Here is a 17,444-nt window from a genome sequence, read left to right on the forward strand (position 1 = left end):
CCGGGGCGAGCGGCCGCGCGAGCGCGCGGGACTCACGCCTGGGCGTCGGGCGGGCGGGCGGCCCGCCGGGCGCGGCCGCCCAGGGGCGGGCCGCGCCACTCCAGCGGTCAGGCGTGGAGGCGGTGGACGGTGAGGGGGCCGCCGCCCCAGCGGCCGATGGCCTCCTCGTCGGCGAAGGCCAGCACGCGCATCATGTTGCCCCCGTCGCTCAGATCCACGTTGCGGCGCAGCCGGGCGGCCAGGTCGGCGGGCAGGTTCGTGGTGCCGGCCTCGATCGTGTCCCCGTAGTGGGGGGCGAAGGCGACCCCCGCGAACCCGGTACGGCCCAGCAGCGTGCGCACGGTCTCCGAGGAGTAGAACATCAGGTGGTTCTTGGTGAAGCCGCTCCACTTGGACCCGTACGCCTTGAGCAGCAGCGACCGGGCGTTCACGGTCAGGATGAGCAGCACCCCGCCGGGCGCCAGCAGGCTCCTGAACCGCGCGAAGTCCTCCAGCGGCCTGGGCAGGTGCGCGAGCACCGACCAGAGCGTGATCACGTCGAAGCCGCCCGCGGCGATCTCCGGCACGTCCTCGGGCGCCCCGAAGTAGGTGCGCGCCCGGCTCAGCCGCTCGTTGGCCTGGGCGACGGACTCCGGCGACAGGTCCACCCCGTAGGCGTCGAACCCGCGCTGCTCGGCCAGCTCCAGGAACAGCCCGACCCCAGAGCCGAAGTCGAGCAGCCGCCGCTCCTTGCCCTCGTCGAACACCGGCGAGAACGCCTGCATGGTCAGGTCGTAGCGGCGCTGCCGGTTGGCCGCGTACTTGCCGGTCAGGAAGTTGCTGTAGCCGGTCGCGTACAGGTCGCCCAGCCGCTCGGGCCGGACGTTGGGATTGCGGTAGAGAAAGCCGCAGGACGGGCAGCGTACGACGTGGTAACGCCACCCATTGCCGCCGGTCGGCTCGAACAGCGGCTGCTGGCGGGACTCCCCGCACATCATGCAGCTCAGGAACTCCTCGATCTCGCCCAGCGGCCTGAGCCGTTCGTAGTCGGCCAGCGTCATGACGGGCGCTCGCCTGGTGAGCAGCCGCCACTGCGCCTCACGGATCAGTCGCTCCCCCGGCCGTACGTAGACCCGCTGTCCCCACGGGACCCGGTTGTAACGGGAGCCATAAGCCAGTTTTCCTAGCAATCTGTATGCCATCGCCACCACCCTGCGAGCCGTTGTGCCCTACCAGTTGCCGACTATGCGTCCGTCTTCGGGCGCTTTACGTGATCTTTGGGCACTGGCCGGGCTACTTGAGCAAGCATATGCTTGGTAACGTGCCTGACTATCGCAATCTCATCGGCGGCGAGCTGGTGCCCGCCGCGCGCATGATGGACACGGTCAACCCGGCCACCGGAGAGGTGTGGGCCCGGATCCCCGCGAGCGGCGCCGCCGAGGCCGAAGCGGCCGTCGAGGCGGCCGGCCGCGCCTTCCCCGCCTGGTCGGCGCTGCCCGCGGTCGCCAGGGCGCACTTCCTGCGCAAGGTGTCGGAGTTGTTCGGCCGGCACGCCGAGGAGCTGGCCAGGCTGGAGACGCGCGACAACGGCAGGATCCTGCGCGACACGCTCAAGAGGGACCTGCCGGGCATGGCGTACCTGTGGCAGCTGGCCGCCGGGCAGTGCCTCGACGCGGTCAAGGGCGACACGGTCGTGCTCGGGCCGGACACGCTGGGGCTGACGCGGCGGGAGCCGTACGGGGTGGCGGTGTGCATCATCCCGTGGAACTCGCCCATCTCGACGTTCTCGGCCAAGGCCGCGTACGCGCTGGCCGCCGGGAACACGGTGATCGTCAAACCGGCCGAGCAGGCGAGCGCGTCGGTGCTGCGGCTGGGCGAGCTGCTGGCGGAGGTGTTCCCGCCCGGCGTGCTGAACATCGTCAGCGGCATGGGCGAGGAGGTCGGCGACGCCCTGGTCCGCCACCGCGGGGTCGCCAAGATCAGCCTCACCGGCTCGACCGCCACCGGCCAGGCCATCACGCGGGCCTCGGCCGACGCGCTGAAGCCGATGACGTTCGAGCTGGGCGGCAAGTCCCCCAACATCGTCTTCCCCGACGCCGACCTGGACGCCGCCACCCAGGGCGTCACCGTGAACTCCGTCTACACCGGCAACGCCGGGCAGGTGTGCGTGGCGGGCTCGCGCATCCTCGTCCACCGCTCGATCTGGGACGAGATGCTCGGCCGCATCGAGCGGGCCTGCGCCGGGCTGGTCCTGGGCGATCCGCTGGACCTGGCGACGACGATGGGGCCGATCGTGTCCGCCGGGCAGTACGAGCGCGTGACGTCGTACCTGGAGCTGGCCGAGAAGGAGGGCGCGCGGCTGCTCTTCGGCGGCCGGACCGGCGCGGACGTGGTGCCCGCCCTGCCCGGCGGCTACTGGGTGGCGCCCACGCTCTACACGACCGAGGACAACTCGCTGCGCGTGTGCCAGGAGGAGATCTTCGGGCCGGTGGCGGTGGCCATCCCGTTCTCGACGGAGGAGGAGGCGCTGGCGATCGCGAACGACTCCCCGTACGGCCTGGCGGCCGGCGTGTGGACGCGTGACCTGGGGCGGGCCCACCGGTTCGTCCGGGATCTGCGCAGCGGCACGGTCTGGGTGAACACGTTCCGCCAGATGCCGCCGGGGCTGCCGTTCGGCGGGGTCAAGGACAGCGGGTACGGGCACGACGCGGTGCTCGAATACACGCGGGAAAAGGCGGCAATCATCCAGATCTAGTCGGATAGATTTACCCCTCATGAGCGAGGGGATCAAGGACCATCCCGGGCTGTCCGATGCGGCCACCCAGTCCCGGGCCTCGGTGCTGCGCAGCCGCGCCGAATCGTACATCGCCCTGTCGCGGCACGACGCCGCGATCGCGGACCTGACGGAGTCGATCGCGCTGGTGCCGGACAACGCCCGCGCCTGGCGGCTGCGCGGCGAGTGCCATCGCGTGATCGAGCGGTACGAGACCGCCCTCGACGACTTCGGCGAGGCGCTGAAGCTGGAGCCGGACAGCGCGTACGCCCTCGGCTCGCGCGGCCAGACCTACGCCTCGATGGGCCGCCTGGAGGAGGCCATGGACGACTTCGAGCACGCGCTCACCCTCTCCCCCGACTCGCTCTGGATCCTGGAGGCGAAGGCGGACGCCCTGGTGGACCTGGACCGGCTGGACGAGGCCCTGGCCGAGCACACCAAGATCATCAAACTGAACGACGAGCTGGCGTACTCCTGGGTGGCCCGCGGCGACCTCTACCAGCGGATGGAGCTCTACGCCGAGGCGATCGACGACTACACCAAGGCCCTGGAGGCCGAGCCGGACCACGTACGGGCGCTGAGCAGGAGAGGCGAGGCGCTGCGCATGGCCGACCGCTACGAGGAGGCCCTCACCGACCTGAACCGGGCCCTGGAGCTGGACCCCGGCAACGACCGCGCGCTCGGCAGCCGGGGCGCGGTGCTGAGCGAGCTGGGCGACAACGAGGCGGCGCTGCGGGACCTGGACGCCGCCATCGAGCTGGACCCCGAGTACACCTGGGCCTACCAGGTGCGCGGCGAGATCCTCCAGGAGCTGGACCGGCACGAGGCCGCGGTCGCCGACTTCACCCGGGTGCTGCACCTGTTCGGCGAGTGAGCCACTCCAGGGCGGCCGCGCCCTCGCGCAGCACGGAGATGTGGCCGTCGTCCGGGAAAAGGCGCAGCTCGGCCGTGCGGCAGCGGCCGGCCAGCCAGGCGCCGTGCGCGGCCGGCACGACGCGGTCGCGGCCGCCGTGCAGGAGCAGGACCGGGGCGGTCGCCCGGGCGGGGTCGCAGCCCCACGGGGTGACGTAGGCGAGGTCGTCGTCGATCAGGCCGCCCGGCCCGGCCGCCGTCGCCGGGCCCACCACGTCGCCGAACCACGACCAGTCGCCGGCCAGCGCCGCGTGGTCCTCCGGGGTGAACATCTCGGGGTCGTATTCGGCCGACGCCTCGTGGCGTTCCTTGGCCTCGCGTCCACCGGCGGCGGCGCGCAGGGAGGCCACGCCCGAGGGTGACATGCCCGCGTACCAGTCGAGGCCGCGCGCACCGTACGGTGCCAGGCCCGCCACGCTCACCGCGGCCAGGACCCGGTCGGGCAGCAGGGCGGCGCAGGCCAGGGCGTGCGAGCCGCCGCCCGAGTGGCCCATCACGGCGAACCGGGCGATTCCCAGCTCGTCGGCGACCCGCCGGGTGAGGCCGGCCGCGGAGGCGATGTCCCGGCCGGGCGACGGGGTGGAGCCGCCGTAGCCGGGGCGGTCGTAGGACAGCCAGCGCACGCCGAGGCGGCCGGCGGCCTCGAAGAGGGGTGCAGGGGGCGCGCCGATGTTGGGGGTGCCGTGGTGCCAGATGACCGGCAGGAGGTCGTCCGCGCCGGGGGCCGTGTCGTAGACGTGGAGGGTGCGGTCGTTGCCGAGCGGGAGTTCGAATTCCTTCCCCATAGCGGGAGCTTAGCCCCTTCCAGAGGCCGCGCGACCCTGACCGGTGTTCTCCTGATCCCTGCCGGAGCCGCGCGGCCCTGAGCGGCGCCTGATCCCTGCCGGGACCAGCGGTCCCGGCAGGCGCGTGATCCCGGCCGGGGCCGCGGGTGCGGCCCCGGCCGGGTCACAGGGACAGCAGGGCGCTGACCGGGAGGCGGGTGTCCGACAGCGGGCGGATGGCGATGCGCAGCAGCGCCAGCGCGTTGTCGTCGCCCGCGATGCGGTTGGCGCTCAGCCCGCCGCACGACTGGCAGCTATGGATGATCAGCCACTCCCCGTCCCCCCGGACGGTGACGCTCAGGGCCGCCATCCGGCCCCGGCAGGCCGCCCGCCGATCGCCCGGGAGCCGGTGATCGACGTGCAGGCTCGTCAGGCAGTGCGGGCAGTGGTTGCGGTGGGCGGTGCCCGGCGCGATCATCGGCACGTCCAGCCGGCACCCGACGCAGCGGAACGCGTCGCCGGGCTCCCCGTGATGTGTTCTCTTGCGGCGTTGCGGCCGTTCCCGGCCAGGGTTCCTCCTGGGCATGTCACAGGTCGCCGAACGCCTCTAGGGGGAACGGCGGCTGCGCCAGCGGCCGTACGGCCATGCGCATGAGGATGAGCTGGTTGTCGTCCCCGCAGATGGGGTTCGACGTCAGCTCGCCGCACCGGGTGCAGCGGTGGATGATCATCCATTCGCCGGTGCGCAGGACGGCGATCGAGATGGGGATCATCCGCGACCCGCAACCGTCGAGCAGGTGCTGCGAGTGCAGGCAGCTCGGGCAGTGGTTGCGGCGGGTTCCGTCCGGCGCGGTCGCGGTGACCGTGAGGCCGCAGCGGATGCACTCGAACGTGCTCAGGATGGGACTGGGTTTGCCGTTGGTGGACAACCTGGGTACTCCTTGCCGGAATGGGTCACTGAAAGCAGCAAGGAAGCGCCGAGCGGGCCTCGCGGGCACGCTGATGGGGCAGGCGGTCGGTCCGGCCTGTCAGGAATGAAGCCGATTCAGAGGCAGGATCCGCCGGTGGCACAGCGAGGCGCGCTGGGCGCGGTGCCGGGCATAAATCCCCTCCCCCTCCGGGCATGACGGCCCGACTGTTCCACTGAACGGACGACAGCGAGCGTAACCGGACAGCTCCGGCCATCGCCAACCATTTTCCGGTGGGTGGTGGGCGACCGAATATCGTTCTAGATTCGAGGCATGGGAATCGGGCTGACGGGGGAACACCTGGAGCTGGCGGCCTCCGTACACGGGCTGGCCGGGCGGAACGCCGATCACGCCGCTCTGGCGGAGCAGGGGCTGCTGGGGTTGCATCTGGCCGAGGAGTGCGGCGGGCAGGGGTACGGGCTGCTGGAGCTGTGCGTGGCGCTGGAGGCGCTGGGCGAGCGGCGTGTCCTGGGGCCGTACCTGCCGTCGGTCCTGGCGTCGGCGGTGCTCTCCTGGTCCGGCTGCGCGCCGGAGCTGATCGCCGGGCTCGCCGGCGGCTCGCTCACCGCCGCCGTCGCGCTCCTCCCGGACAGCGGGCCGTCCGCCCTCGCGCTCGGATCGGCGGAGGCGGACGTCTTCGTGGCCCCGGTCGGTGGTGCGTGGGCCGTGCTCGATCGCGGGGACGTCGCCGCCGAGCCCGTCCCGGGGGTCGACCTGGACCGGGCGCTCTGCTCCGTGACCGTGCGGACGGTGCCCGCCGGACGGATGCTCAGGGAGGTCCCGGTACGTGAGCTCGCCGCCGTGCTGCTGGGCGCGGACGCGTGCGGGGTGGCGGCGTGGGCCGTGGCCACGGCGGCCGCCCATGCCAAGGTGCGCGAGCAGTTCGGGCGGCCGATCGGGCAGTTCCAGGGGGTCAAGCACCGGGTGGCCGGGGCGCTGGTGGCGCTGGAGCAGGCCCGGGCCGCCGTCTGGGACGCCGCCAGATCCCTCGACGAGACCAGCCACCCCCGGGAGGGTGGCGCGGGGCTGCCCGACGAGAGCCGGCTGGCGGTGGCCGTGGCGGCGGTGCTGGCGGCGGACGCGGCCGTGCGGTGCGCGGCGGACGCCGTCCAGGTGCTCGGCGGCATCGGCTACACCTTCGAGCACGACGCCCACCGCTACTACCGCCGCGCCCTGTCCGACCGGATGCTGACCGGGGATCCGGGGCCGTGGGCCGGGGAGGTGACCCGGCTGGCGGTGGCGGGCGTGCGGCGGCGGATGGAGCCGGACCTGCCGGAGGAGGCCGCCGCCGTCCGGGACGCCGTCAGGGCGGAGGCCGCGTCGCTGCGTGCCGAGGAGCCGGCGGCCCGGCTGGGCAGGCTGGCGCGGGAGGGCTGGATGATGCCGCACCTCCCCCGGCCCTGGGGACGGGGCGCCTCGCCGCTCGAGCAGGTGATCATCCACCAGGAGTTCCGCGACCTCGGCCGCCCGAACCTGGGCATCGCGGCCTGGGCGGTGCCGTCCATCGTCCGCTACGGCACCCGCGAGCAGCAGGAACGTTTCCTGCCCGGGACGCTGACCGGCGAGATCGTGTGGTGCCAGCTGTTCAGCGAGCCGGGCGCGGGCTCGGACCTGGCCGGGCTCTCGACGAAGGCCGTACGGGTGGAGGGCGGCTGGTCGCTCACCGGGCAGAAGATCTGGACGTCCCTCGCGCAGTACGCCCATTGGGGCATCTGCCTGGCCCGGACCTCCCCGGAGAAGCCCAAGCATGACGGCATCTCGTACTTCCTGGTGGACATGTCGTCCCCTGGCGTCACCGTGAGGCCGCTCAAGGAGATCAACGGGGACGAGATCTTCAACGAGGTCTTCCTGGACGACGTGTTCGTACCGGACGACCTGGTCGTCGGCGCGGTGGACGGGGGCTGGCGGGTGGCCCGCGACACGCTCTCCCACGAACGCGTCGCGCTCGGCGACTCCTGGGGGCCGGGGTCGCGGCACACCGACATGGTGAAGCTCATCGCCCGGCTGCCGCCGCTCCGGGAGGCGCAGCTCGAGCAGGCGGGCCGCCTGTGGGCGGAGGGCCAGGCCGGCTCGGCGCTCGGGCTGCGCGCGACCCTCTCCCAGCTCTCCGGGTCCGGAGCGGGCACCGACTCCAGCGTGCGCAAGCTGCTCGGCATGCGGCACGCGCAGGCGATCTCGGAGTTCTGCTGGTCGCTCGCCCCGGCCGACCGCTACTGGAACCGCATGATCCTGACCACCCGCGCGTTCACGATCGGCGGCGGGACGACGGAGGTGCAGCTCAACATCGTCGCCGAACGCGCGCTCGGCCTGCCCAAGGATCCGTGATCAGCGTCCGGGGTAGTACGGGGCCGCGAGATGGGCGTAGACGATCGTGTTGTCCTCGTAGCTGTGCGCCCGCCGGTCGAACGTCCCGCCGCAGGTCACCAGCCGCAGCCCCGGATAGGCGAGCTTGGCGTAGACCTTCTTGGCGGGGAAGCGGCGTTTCGGGGTGTGCTCGACCTTGTCGACGACGAAGACGGCCACCGAGCGGTCGGCGCGCAGCACCTGCACCTGGTCGCCGCGCTTGACGTCCTTGAGCCGGGCGAAGACGGCGGGGCCGGTCCTGGTGTCCAGGTGGCCGGTGATCACGGCGGCGCCGCGCTGGCCGGGCACGGGGCCGTAGCGGTACCAGCCGGCCAGGTTCGGGGGGTCGAACGGCGGGTTCTGGATGGCGCCGTTCGCGTCCAGGCCCAGCTCCATCAGGGGCGCGGCGACGCCGATGGAGGGGATGTAGACGGCGGCGGGCCGGGCGGGCCGCATGGGGGCGGCCACCCCGGACAGCGGCACGCCGGTGATCGGGGCGGCGGACACGGGCAGGGGTGACGGCGCCGGCTCCGGCGAGGCAGCGGGGCCGCCGCCGAGCACGCCGCCGATCCCGAGCCCGATCAGCAGCACCCCGGCCAGCGACACGACCGCCGCCCCGGCCACGATCAGCCGATGCCCGCCCGCCGGGTTCGGGGTCGGGGTCGGGCTGGGGTTCGGGGTTTCGGGCAAGCTAGACGACGCCCTTGCGGCGGCGTACCGCGAACCCGGTCAGGCCGGCCCCGGTCAGCAGCGCCGCCCCGCCCACCGCGAACGGCCACACCGGCCCGTCCGCCGTCAGCCCGCCCCCGCCCGTCTCCGGATGACCCCTGGGCACCTTGTGCTCCTCCTCGCCCGCCGGCCGCCACGGAGGCTCGGACCCGGGCGGACCCGACCAGGAATCCTGCGGTGCGGGGCCGCTCGACCAGGAATCCTCCGGTACGGGCTTGTCCGACCAGGAGTCGTCGTGCCCGGGAGCACCCGGCCGGGATTCGCCGGGTTCGTGGCCGCCCGACCAGGAATCGTCGGGCTGTTCCTCGCACAGGATCGGTAGCGGGAGGAGGCAGGTGGACACCGCGCCGGGCACCTGCGGACCGGCGGAAGCGGCGGCGGAGGCGGTGCCCAGGCCCGTCGCCAGGCTCACGCCCGCGACCGCGAAGGCGGTCACCGCTCCAGCCGCTGCGTGACGTCGCGCTCTTGCCATGAGAAGGCTCCAGGATCGGTTGACGCCCCCCGATACACAAGAGAGCCTTGCGAATTATTAGACCGACAGTCAAGTAATGTGACCGAAGTGAAACCGGCCGGACACGGAGGGTTTGGCGACGGCCTGCCGTGGTAGAGGATTCCCCGCAAAGGGGGACAAAAGCCATGATTAATTCGCAACGACCCAAATTGCCGCGGTCGGCGCATCCGAGGTGAGCCGAAGTGAAGGGAAGCCTGCAGTTCATCGGGAACGCGACCACGCTGATCCGCTACAACGGCTTCACGCTGCTGACGGATCCCAACTTCCTGCACCGCGGGCAGCGGGCGTACCTGGGGTACGGCCTGACCTCGCGCCGCCTCACCGACCCGGCCGTGGAGATGGAGGACCTGCCGCCGCTGGACGCGGTGGTGCTGTCCCACATGCACGGTGACCACTGGGACCGGGTGACGCGCAGGGGCCTGGACAGGGACACGCCGGTCATCACGACCACGACGGCGGCCCGCCGGCTGCGCCGCCGCGGTTTCCGCCAGAGCGTGGGCCTGGAGGAGTGGCACCAGCACGAGCTGCACGGCCCGGGCGGCACCGTCCGAATCACCGCCCTGCCCGCCAAGCACGCCCCCGGCCCGGCGGAGGCGCTGCTGCCGCCCGTGATCGGCACGATGCTGGAGTTCTGCAACCAGGACGAGCGGGTCGAGCTGTGCATGCACATCAGCGGTGACACGCTGCTCGACCGCCGCCTGGACTCGATCCCGCGCCGCTTCCCCGACATCGACCTGGCCATCGTGCACCTGGGCGGCACCAGGCTGCTCGGCACCCTCCTGGTGACCATGGACGGCGAGCAGGGCGCCGCGTGGGTGGACCTGATCAACCCGCACGCGGTCGTACCGGTGCACTTCGACGACTACACCGTCTTCAGCTCACCCCTGGACGACTTCCGCCACCACATCGAGCAGGCGGGGCTGGCCGACCGGGTCGTCTACCTGGAGAAGGGCGAGACGCGCGAGCTCGCCCCGCACCACCTCGTCCGCCGCTGAGACCGCCGCAGGCCCCGACGTTGACGCTGCGCCTCGAATATAGTTAAACTCAATAACGTTATGAAAAATAACGATATTGCGTCTGAGGTCGACGAGACCGAAGGGCCTCCCAGCGAACTGGCGCGCTCAACCGGCTTCCTGCTGTCGTGGGTGGCGGCCAGAGCCGGTGAGCAGTATGAGGAGGCGCTGTCCGAGATGGGGCTCAAGGCGCTCCACCTCGGCGTCCTGACGCAACTCCAGAGCGGCCCGCTGGTCCAGTCACGGCTCAGCGAACGGCTGAGCGTGTTCAAGCCCGTGATGGTCACCCTGGTCAACGAGCTGGAGGCCATGGGCCTGGCGGAGCGGCGCCCCCACCCGCGCGACCGGCGTGCGGTGGAGGTGCACCTCCTGCCGGCCGGCGTGCGGAAGATCCGGCATGCCGAGCAGGTCAGCGAACGCATCTCGGGCGAGTTCTTCGGCCCGCTGACGCCCCAGGAGCGGCAGACCCTGCACGCTCTGCTCGCCAAGCTCGCCGGCGGCGCGCCGGCCGGCAGCCGGAGGGAACCCTGATGAACGCCTCGACCAACGCCCACCACCCCGAGATCGCCTCAGCCCGCTCGCGTTTCTGGCCGGTCGGGCTCCTCTTCGTCCTCGTGCCCGTGCTGGTCGGGCAGATCCCGGGCGCACTCGCCTTCACGCTCAACCCCGGCGTCGCCACCGATCTGGGGATGACCAGGATCCCCATACCCGTGTGGGTCTTCATCGTGGTCTGGCTCGTGATCAAGACCGGCATGGGGCTCGCGGCATGGCAGCTCTGGCGCCGGGCACCCCGCGGAAGCGACGTCACCGTACCCCTGACCGTGCTGATCGCCGGCTACCTGCAGACCAACCTCTTCTGGCTGGCCGACGGCCTGCGCTCCATCGCCGTCACCGATGCCACCGGCCTGCTGCTCGCCGTTGCCACGGTGGTGGTGTTCTCGCGCTACTCACCCGCCGCGGCCCGCTGGCTGCTGCCCTGGCTGATCTGGATGCCGATCACCCTGGCCGTCAAGATCGCGGCCATCGTCGGAGCCTTCCCCGCATGACACTCCAGCGGTCCGACCGATCCGCCAGACGCCTCCCGCCCGCGTCGGATGCGGGCGAATCGGCGCGACCCCGGAACCGGGTCAGGACCGTGCGCATCGCCGGCTCAGCTTGACCCGTCTTCCGTCGTCACGGCCCTGGCCTTACTCGGCTGGACCCGCTTGGGCTCGCCGGGCATCTTCGGGTAGTTGGGCGGATAGGGCATGTCGCCCCGGCCGTCCTCGGCGTACAGCTCCAGGAGCGGCTCGATCGAGTAGGCCCGGTCGTCGATGGCGGCGTGCACGTCGCCCACCTTCGCGAAGCGGGCGGGCACCGTGCGGATGTCGAAGTCGCGCGGGTCGGCGTCCTCCAGCTCGTCCCAGGTCAGCGGGGTCGAGACGGGCGCCTCGGGCCGGGCCCTGATCGAGTACGCGCTGGCGACCGTGCGGTCCCTGGCGTTCTGGTTGAAGTCGATGAACACCCGGTCCCCGCGCTCCTCCTTCCACCAGGCCGTGGTGACCAGGCCGGGATCGCGCTCCTCGACGGCCCTGGCCAGGGCGATGCCGGCGTGGCGTACTTGGATGAAGTCCCAGCGCGGCTCGATGCGCACGGCGATGTGCACGCCGCGGTTGCCCGAGGTCTTCACGAAGCCGGTCATGCCCAGCTCGCCGAGCACGTCCCTGGTCAGGAACGCGGCCCGGCGCGCGGTGTCGAACTCCAGGCCGGGCTGCGGGTCGAGGTCGACGCGCAGCTCGTCGGGGTGCTCGACGTCGGCCGCCCGCACCTGCCAGGGGTGGAAGTCGATGGTGCCGAGGTTGGCGCAGTAGGCGATGGCCGCCACCTCGGTGACGCGCAGGGACTGCGCCGTACGGCCGCTGGGGAAGGTGACGGTGACGGACTCGAGCCAGTCGGGGTGCCGGGGCGGCATCCGCTTCTGGTAGATCGCCTCGGTCTGCACGCCGTCGGGGTGGCGCTTGATGTTGGTCGGCCGGTCCTTGAGCGCCCGCAGGGCCCCCTCGCCGACGCTCACGTAGTATTCGACCAGTTCCCGCTTGGTAGCCCCGATCCCAGGAAAGTAGACCTTGTCGGGATTGGTGACCTTGACGGTCCTCTCCCCCACCTCGAGCTCTATGTACGGCGATGCCATGCACTCGAACCTACTCCAAGCGGGGTGGGCCCGTCCCGGAGCCGCCTCGGTGGCGGGACCGGGGGCTCGACGGGACGGGCCGCCAGACCATCCGTCGCCGTTCCGGGCGCTGGCGCGCCACCCGGCCGGCCGTCGCGATCCCCAGCGGCGCCAGCACGGGCGTGGGCTGTGCCGCTCGGCGGGATCTGCGGATGATCTCACCCCTTGGCAGGAGGCGATGACACCCCCATGCCTACAAAGACGCGAATTCGCCCCAGAACGGATGCTTCCCCCTGCGAAGATCTCTTTTTGCCTGATCTCGTATTCTGAACGCATGGACAAGGTGGTCAAGAGCGAGGCCGAATGGCGGGCCCAGCTGTCGCCCGAGGAGTTCCACGTCCTCAGGGAGGCCGGGACCGAGCGCCCGTTCACGGGGGAGTACGTCGACACCAAGGCCGAGGGGGTCTACTCGTGCCGCGCCTGCGGGGCCGAGTTGTTCCGATCGGACACGAAGTTCGAGTCGCACTGCGGCTGGCCGAGCTTCTTCGAACCGTCAGATTCAGACGCGGTGAAGCTGATCGAGGATCACAGCCACGGGATGGTGCGCACCGAGGTGCGCTGCGCCCGGTGCGACTCGCACCTCGGGCACGTGTTCCACGGCGAGGGGTACGCGACGCCGACCGACGATCGTTACTGCATCAACTCGGTGTCACTGCGGCTCGAACCCATGGGGTGATCACGCGGCGACGCGGCGTATCGATCGTGTCCTACGGGTACGAGTGCCGCGTGCGCTTTGTACACCTTCGCCATCGATGGGTGACAATCGAGACCATCGGGCGCGTCGTAACCCAACGGTGCGAAGTGTGCTCGAGGACGCGGGTCCGGGTCCGGTGACCCGGAGTCTGCCTCGATGGCCGGATCAGTTCGGGGCGGGATGGGTGACGCGGCAGCTGCGATCACCGGGGCCGAGGATGTTGGCCAGCACCGGGTTCCCGTTCCCCCCGAACTTGGAGTGCACGAACACCACCGGATTCGGCACTCCCCTGCTGTGGAGGTAGGCCAGGCCGCGCTCGCAGAGCGTGACGGCGGTGAGCGAATTATCCGCACTGTCCGGCAAATCCGTATAAATGCGCAAATATCCGCCGACTGTGCGGATGTCTTTGAGGCGCTTCAGCGCCTTGTCGTCCGGGCCCCATTGCGTACGGAAATACTCCGCCGCCTGCTGATCCGTATGCCGGGAGGGGCCGTCGGCCCGGTAGTCGTCGCCGTCCCCGGGGGCGGGGCCGTCCGCCAGCACGTCCTCCGCCGCCGTGGACGGCGCCGTGGACAGGGCCGTGGACGGGGCCGTGGTGCCCGCCACCATCCCCGGCTCCGCGGCGCCCGCTTCCTCCGGAGCGGCCGCCGGTCTCGGTGACTCGGACCTCTGCAGTTCCCTGGTCTCGACCCCGGTGGTCACCTCGGCGCCGGCCCCGGTGGCCGCCCCAGGCTTCCCCGTACCCTTCCCGGGCTGCGCGCCCGACCCGCGCGAACCGGCGTCCGGCTCGGCCGGCCCGCGCTCCTGCACGGTGCCGGGCTGGCGGGCGGCGCCGGAGCCCGCCGACGCCCCGAAGGGCCAGCCGTTCACGCCGAGCAGCACGACGGCCCCGCCCGTCAGCGCCAGCACCCCCGCCACCAGCCGGCCCCGCGCCCCACGGCGCCGCGCGCGCCGGGACCGGCCCGCCGCATGGCGGCCGGCCGGACGCCGTCGCCTTCCGGTCTCTCCCACCCCGTCCTCCCGTCGCCCTTGGAACGTGCCACCCCGCGAACGCCCAACGAACAAGAGATTTCCCCTGATTGTGACAAAGGGGATAGATCAATTCAGTGGATCGCCCACTTAGGTCTTGCTCTTCCTTGATCCGGACCAGCACACTGCGAGGGTGGCCCAGGACGAGATCCTGAAATGTCAGAATTTACGAAAGACGTTCGGCGACCTCGTGGCGGTCGACGACGTCAGCTTCACCATCGAAGCCGGCGAAACCTACGGCCTCCTCGGCCCCAACGGCGCGGGAAAGACCACGACGATCTCGATGATCGCCGGCATCCTCGACCGCGACGGCGGCGACGTGCTCATCTCGGGCCGCCCCCACGGCACCACCAGCACGTGGGGCAAGAAGCAGATCGGCTACGTCCCCCAGGACCTGGCCCTCTACCCCGACCTCAGCGCCCGCGAGAACCTGCGCTTCTTCGCCCGCCTGTACGGCCTGGGCCGCGCCGAGGCCCGCACCCGGATCGACGCGGTACTCGACGTCATCGGCCTGACCGACCGGGCCAAGGATCCGGTCAAGGAGTATTCGGGCGGCATGAAACGCCGGCTCAACATCGGCGTGGGCCTCCTGCACCGCCCTCCCCTGCTGATCCTCGACGAGCCCACCGTCGGCGTCGACCCGCAGAGCCGCAACGCGATCCTGGAGAGCGTCTCCGCCCTGGCCGGCGAGGGCGTCGCCATCCTCTACACCACGCACTACATGGAGGAGGCCGAACGCCTCTGCGACCGCATCGGCATCATCGACCTGGGTCTGATCAGGGCCGAGGGCACCCGGAGGGAGCTGGTCGGCCTGGTGGGCGAGCTGGACCGCGTCTCGCTGACGACCGACGGCGGTCAGGCCGTACCGGAGCTCGAGGCGCTGCCCGAGGTGCGCAAGACCAGCAGCCATGAGGGGCACGTCGAGGTGATGGTGGAGGACGCGCGCGCGGCGCTGCCCCGGATCCTGGCGACGGCCACCGAGGCGGGCGTGGTCGTACGCACGGTGGAGGTGCACGAGCCGAACCTCGAGTCGGTCTTCCTGCACCTCACCGGCAAGGCGCTACGGGACTGACATGCGCGCGATGTGGCTCATCACCGCCAAGGACCTGCGCCAGCGGGTCCGGGACAAGTCGGTGTTCCTGCTGGCGATCGTGGTGCCGTTCGGGCTGGCGGCCATCTTCAGCCTGGTCTTCAAGGGCATCGACACCCAGGAGGCGCCCACGTTCGCGGTGGCCGACCAGGACCGGGGACAGATCGCGACGGCCTTCACCGGGCAGGTGCTCGGCACGCTGGAGCGGGAGGGCGTCATCCGGCTCAGGACGGTCGGCACCGAGCAGGAGGCGCTGGCCCTGCTCGAACGGGGCGAGGCGGACGCCGCGTACGTCATCCCCGGCGGCTTCAGCCAGGCCGTTCTGGGCGGGCACGCCACCTCCATGCGGCTGATCGGGGACGCGGACGCGGCGATCAGCTCCTTCGTGGCCCGCTCGGTGGCCGAGTCGTTCGTGGCCGACGTCCGATATGTGCGGGTGGCGCTGGCGACCAAGGGCGGCGGCACGCCCGAGGAGGCCCTGCGGGTGCCCGTACCGGTCACCGTCGAGGACCTCGCGGCGGAGCGGCGGCAGCTGTCGCTGGCCGAGAGCTTCTCGGCCGGGATGGCGGTGTTCTTCCTGTTCTTCACCGTGCAGTTCGGCTTCAGCTCGATCCTGGACGAGCGCCGTGACGGCACGCTGGCCAGGCTGCTGGCCGCGCCCGTCTCCCGCTACACGATCGTCCTCGGCAAGCTGCTGGGCGGGATCGTGGTCGGCGTGGTGAGCATGGCGGTGCTCGTCGTAGCCTCCACCCTGCTGCTGGGCGCGCAGTGGGGCGAGCCTCTCGGCGTGGGGGTGCTCGTGGTGGCGGGCGTGCTGGCGGCCACCGGGGTGATGGCCCTGGTGGCGACCGTGGCCACCACCGCCGAGCAGGCCGGGAACGTCCAGGCGGTGGTCGCGGTGCTGCTCGGCGTGCTGGGCGGCGTGTTCATCCCGGTCCAGCAGATGGGCGGCGCGTTCGCGGTGCTGAGCATGATCACCCCGCACCGCTGGTTCCTGGAGGGGCTGGCCGACCTGCACGGGGCGAACCCACCGGTCCTGGCCGCCGTGCCGACGCTGGCGCTGCTGGGCTTCGCCGCCGTCACGACCGGGATCGCGCTGCTGCGGGCGGGAAGGATGTTGCGGCCATGACGGCGATCGCCTGGGTCAACCTGATCCGGCTCTTCCGCGACCGGAGCAACTTCTTCTTCGTGATCATCTTCCCGATCGTGCTGATCATGGTGTTCGGCCTGTCGTTCGGCTCCGGCTTCACCCCGCGGCTGGGCGTCACCGACGTGCCGACCCTGGAGGCCGCCAGGCTGGTGGCGGCCCTGGAGGCGACGGGGCGGATGGAGGTGGTCCGGGTCGGCAGCGAGGCCGAGGCCCGCGACGGGGTGGAGCGCGGGCGGCTCGCCGCGGCGCTGCTCATCCCCGCGGGCTACGACCGCGCCCTGGCCTCCTACACCCCGGTCAAACTGCGCTTCGTGAGCCGCGACGACCCCGACGCGCTGCAGCTCGGCACCGCCGTCAGGTCCGTGGTGTCCGAGGCCACGATGCCCGCCAGGGCCGCGGCGTACGTACGCGAGGGCTCCTACGAGGAGCTCGCGCGCCGGGCGGAGCTCGTCAGCGTGCCCGGCATCACCGTCTCGTTCACCACGACCGGCAACGCCGCCGTACCGCAGAACGTCTCCAGCTTCGACATCGCCGCGACCTCGCAGCTCCTGCTGTTCACGTTCCTCACCTCGCTGACCGGCGCGGCGGCGCTGATCGAGACCCGGCGGTTCGGGCTGTCGCGCAGGATGTACGCCACGCCGGTGTCGAGCGGCACGATCCTGCTGGGCGAGGCGGCCGGACGGGTGGCGGTGGCGCTGACGCAGGGGCTGATCATCATGCTCGGATCGGGGCTGCTGTTCGGCGTGCGATGGGGCGACCCGCTCGGCGCGGGCGCATTGCTGCTGGCGTTCTCGCTGGTGGGCGGCGGGGCGGCGATGTTCCTCGGCGCCGCGCTGCGTACAGAGCAGCAGGCGGTCTCCCTCGGCCTGCTGCTCGGCCTGGGCCTGGGCGCGATCGGCGGCGCCATGGTGCCCATCGACTTCTTCCCCGACACGATGCGGCAGGTCGCGCACGTCACCCCGCACGCGTGGGCTCTGGACGGCTTCGCCGAGCTGCTGCGCAGGAACGGCACGATCACCGACATCCTGCCGCAGCTCGGCGTCCTGGCCTGCTTCGCCGCGGCCTTCTTCGCCCTGGGCACCTGGCGCCTGCGCGCCGCCCTGACCCGCTAGGCGTTGTACCCGGCCCACGACCTCACCACGGAAGCTCCCGTGAATGGCCTGGTGACTGCCATGGCCACCTGCAAAACCGGTCATATTAGGACAAATATTCGCATGTAACTGGAAACCGGCGGATACCGTGACCGTATGGCCTTCGTGGGGGTGCACAACGCCGGCCAC

The 17,444-nt window shown here is 71.6% G+C and carries 18 protein-coding genes; 10 read left to right on the forward strand and 8 right to left on the reverse strand.

The annotated features are described in order from the left end of the window. Positions 1-107: 107 nt before the first annotated feature. Complete coding sequence (locus ACBJ59_RS41280; RefSeq protein ID WP_375115557.1) at positions 108-1,181, reverse strand: class I SAM-dependent methyltransferase; 1,074 nt, start codon at positions 1,179-1,181, stop codon at positions 108-110. Between the two features lie 119 nt (positions 1,182-1,300). Here ACBJ59_RS41280 and ACBJ59_RS41285 point away from each other — a divergent pair, with 119 nt between their 5' ends. Together ACBJ59_RS41285 and ACBJ59_RS41290 are read left to right on the forward strand one after the other, a co-directional pair. After that, entirely contained in the window at positions 1,301-2,734 is a 1,434-nt protein-coding gene (locus tag ACBJ59_RS41285) for an aldehyde dehydrogenase family protein (protein ID WP_375115558.1), read from the forward strand. Positions 2,735-2,753: 19 nt separating this feature from the next. Further along, complete coding sequence (locus ACBJ59_RS41290) at positions 2,754-3,626, forward strand: tetratricopeptide repeat protein (RefSeq protein WP_375115559.1); 873 nt, start codon at positions 2,754-2,756, stop codon at positions 3,624-3,626. Here ACBJ59_RS41290 and ACBJ59_RS41295 read toward each other — a convergent pair. From ACBJ59_RS41295 to ACBJ59_RS41305, 3 genes are all read right to left on the reverse strand, one after another. Beyond that, a complete protein-coding gene (locus ACBJ59_RS41295) occupies positions 3,595-4,449 on the reverse strand; it encodes an alpha/beta fold hydrolase (protein WP_375115560.1) in 855 nt (284 codons plus the stop codon). The genes ACBJ59_RS41290 and ACBJ59_RS41295 overlap by 32 nt on opposite strands. Before the next feature lie 163 nt (positions 4,450-4,612). After that, positions 4,613-5,014, reverse strand: coding sequence for an RNHCP domain-containing protein (locus ACBJ59_RS41300; RefSeq protein WP_375115561.1), 402 nt, complete (start codon positions 5,012-5,014; stop codon positions 4,613-4,615). A 1-nt stretch (position 5,015) separates the two neighbouring features. After that, entirely contained in the window at positions 5,016-5,357 is a 342-nt protein-coding gene (locus tag ACBJ59_RS41305; protein ID WP_364115004.1) for an RNHCP domain-containing protein, read from the reverse strand. Positions 5,358-5,669: 312 nt separating this feature from the next. Here ACBJ59_RS41305 and ACBJ59_RS41310 point away from each other — a divergent pair, with 312 nt between their 5' ends. After that, positions 5,670-7,721, forward strand: coding sequence for an acyl-CoA dehydrogenase family protein (locus tag ACBJ59_RS41310; RefSeq protein ID WP_375115562.1), 2,052 nt, complete (start codon positions 5,670-5,672; stop codon positions 7,719-7,721). Here the strand turns inward: ACBJ59_RS41310 and ACBJ59_RS41315 are convergent, their stop codons facing one another. Further along, complete coding sequence (locus tag ACBJ59_RS41315; RefSeq protein ID WP_375115563.1) at positions 7,722-8,429, reverse strand: class F sortase; 708 nt, start codon at positions 8,427-8,429, stop codon at positions 7,722-7,724. 1 nt (position 8,430) lies between these two features. Then, positions 8,431-8,904: a hypothetical protein gene (locus tag ACBJ59_RS41320; protein WP_375115564.1), complete on the reverse strand. Its 474-nt coding sequence runs from the start codon at positions 8,902-8,904 to the stop codon at positions 8,431-8,433. Between the two features lie 257 nt (positions 8,905-9,161). On the opposite strand from ACBJ59_RS41320, the gene ACBJ59_RS41325 reads away from it, so the two are divergent. Genes ACBJ59_RS41325 through ACBJ59_RS41335 form a run of 3 tightly spaced genes read left to right on the forward strand, consistent with a single transcriptional unit; the run spans position 9,162 to position 11,038 of the window. Further along, complete coding sequence (locus tag ACBJ59_RS41325; RefSeq protein ID WP_375115565.1) at positions 9,162-9,974, forward strand: MBL fold metallo-hydrolase; 813 nt, start codon at positions 9,162-9,164, stop codon at positions 9,972-9,974. Between the two features lie 60 nt (positions 9,975-10,034). Beyond that, complete coding sequence (locus ACBJ59_RS41330; RefSeq protein WP_375115566.1) at positions 10,035-10,523, forward strand: MarR family winged helix-turn-helix transcriptional regulator; 489 nt, start codon at positions 10,035-10,037, stop codon at positions 10,521-10,523. Continuing rightward, a complete protein-coding gene (locus ACBJ59_RS41335; RefSeq protein ID WP_375115567.1) occupies positions 10,523-11,038 on the forward strand; it encodes a tryptophan-rich sensory protein in 516 nt (171 codons plus the stop codon). The genes ACBJ59_RS41330 and ACBJ59_RS41335 overlap by 1 nt, the downstream gene beginning before the upstream one ends. Before the next feature lie 104 nt (positions 11,039-11,142). On the opposite strand, the gene ligD is transcribed toward ACBJ59_RS41335, so the two are convergent. Continuing rightward, entirely contained in the window at positions 11,143-12,162 is a 1,020-nt protein-coding gene (gene ligD, locus ACBJ59_RS41340) for a non-homologous end-joining DNA ligase (protein WP_375115568.1), read from the reverse strand. Between the two features lie 313 nt (positions 12,163-12,475). On the opposite strand from ligD, the gene msrB reads away from it, so the two are divergent. Continuing rightward, on the forward strand, positions 12,476-12,877 hold the full coding sequence (gene msrB / locus ACBJ59_RS41345) for a peptide-methionine (R)-S-oxide reductase MsrB (RefSeq protein ID WP_364114988.1): 402 nt from the start codon (positions 12,476-12,478) through the stop codon (positions 12,875-12,877). A 183-nt stretch (positions 12,878-13,060) separates the two neighbouring features. On the opposite strand, the gene ACBJ59_RS41350 is transcribed toward msrB, so the two are convergent. Next, positions 13,061-13,906: a hypothetical protein gene (locus ACBJ59_RS41350; RefSeq protein ID WP_375115569.1), complete on the reverse strand. Its 846-nt coding sequence runs from the start codon at positions 13,904-13,906 to the stop codon at positions 13,061-13,063. Positions 13,907-14,057: 151 nt separating this feature from the next. On the opposite strand from ACBJ59_RS41350, the gene ACBJ59_RS41355 reads away from it, so the two are divergent. Genes ACBJ59_RS41355 through ACBJ59_RS41365 form a run of 3 tightly spaced genes read left to right on the forward strand, consistent with a single transcriptional unit; the run spans position 14,058 to position 17,276 of the window. Further along, on the forward strand, positions 14,058-14,996 hold the full coding sequence (locus tag ACBJ59_RS41355; RefSeq protein ID WP_375115570.1) for an ATP-binding cassette domain-containing protein: 939 nt from the start codon (positions 14,058-14,060) through the stop codon (positions 14,994-14,996). Position 14,997: 1 nt separating this feature from the next. Beyond that, the gene (locus tag ACBJ59_RS41360) at positions 14,998-16,143 is read left to right on the forward strand and encodes an ABC transporter permease (protein ID WP_375115571.1); all 1,146 of its coding nucleotides are present in this window, start codon (positions 14,998-15,000) and stop codon (positions 16,141-16,143) included. Further along, on the forward strand, positions 16,140-17,276 hold the full coding sequence (locus tag ACBJ59_RS41365) for an ABC transporter permease (RefSeq protein WP_375115572.1): 1,137 nt from the start codon (positions 16,140-16,142) through the stop codon (positions 17,274-17,276). Before ACBJ59_RS41360 ends, ACBJ59_RS41365 begins: the two co-directional genes overlap by 4 nt. The last annotated feature ends 168 nt before the right edge of the window (positions 17,277-17,444 follow it).

Source organism: Nonomuraea sp. MTCD27 (assembly GCF_041950495.1).
Classification (GTDB): Bacteria; Actinomycetota; Actinomycetes; order Streptosporangiales; family Streptosporangiaceae; genus Nonomuraea.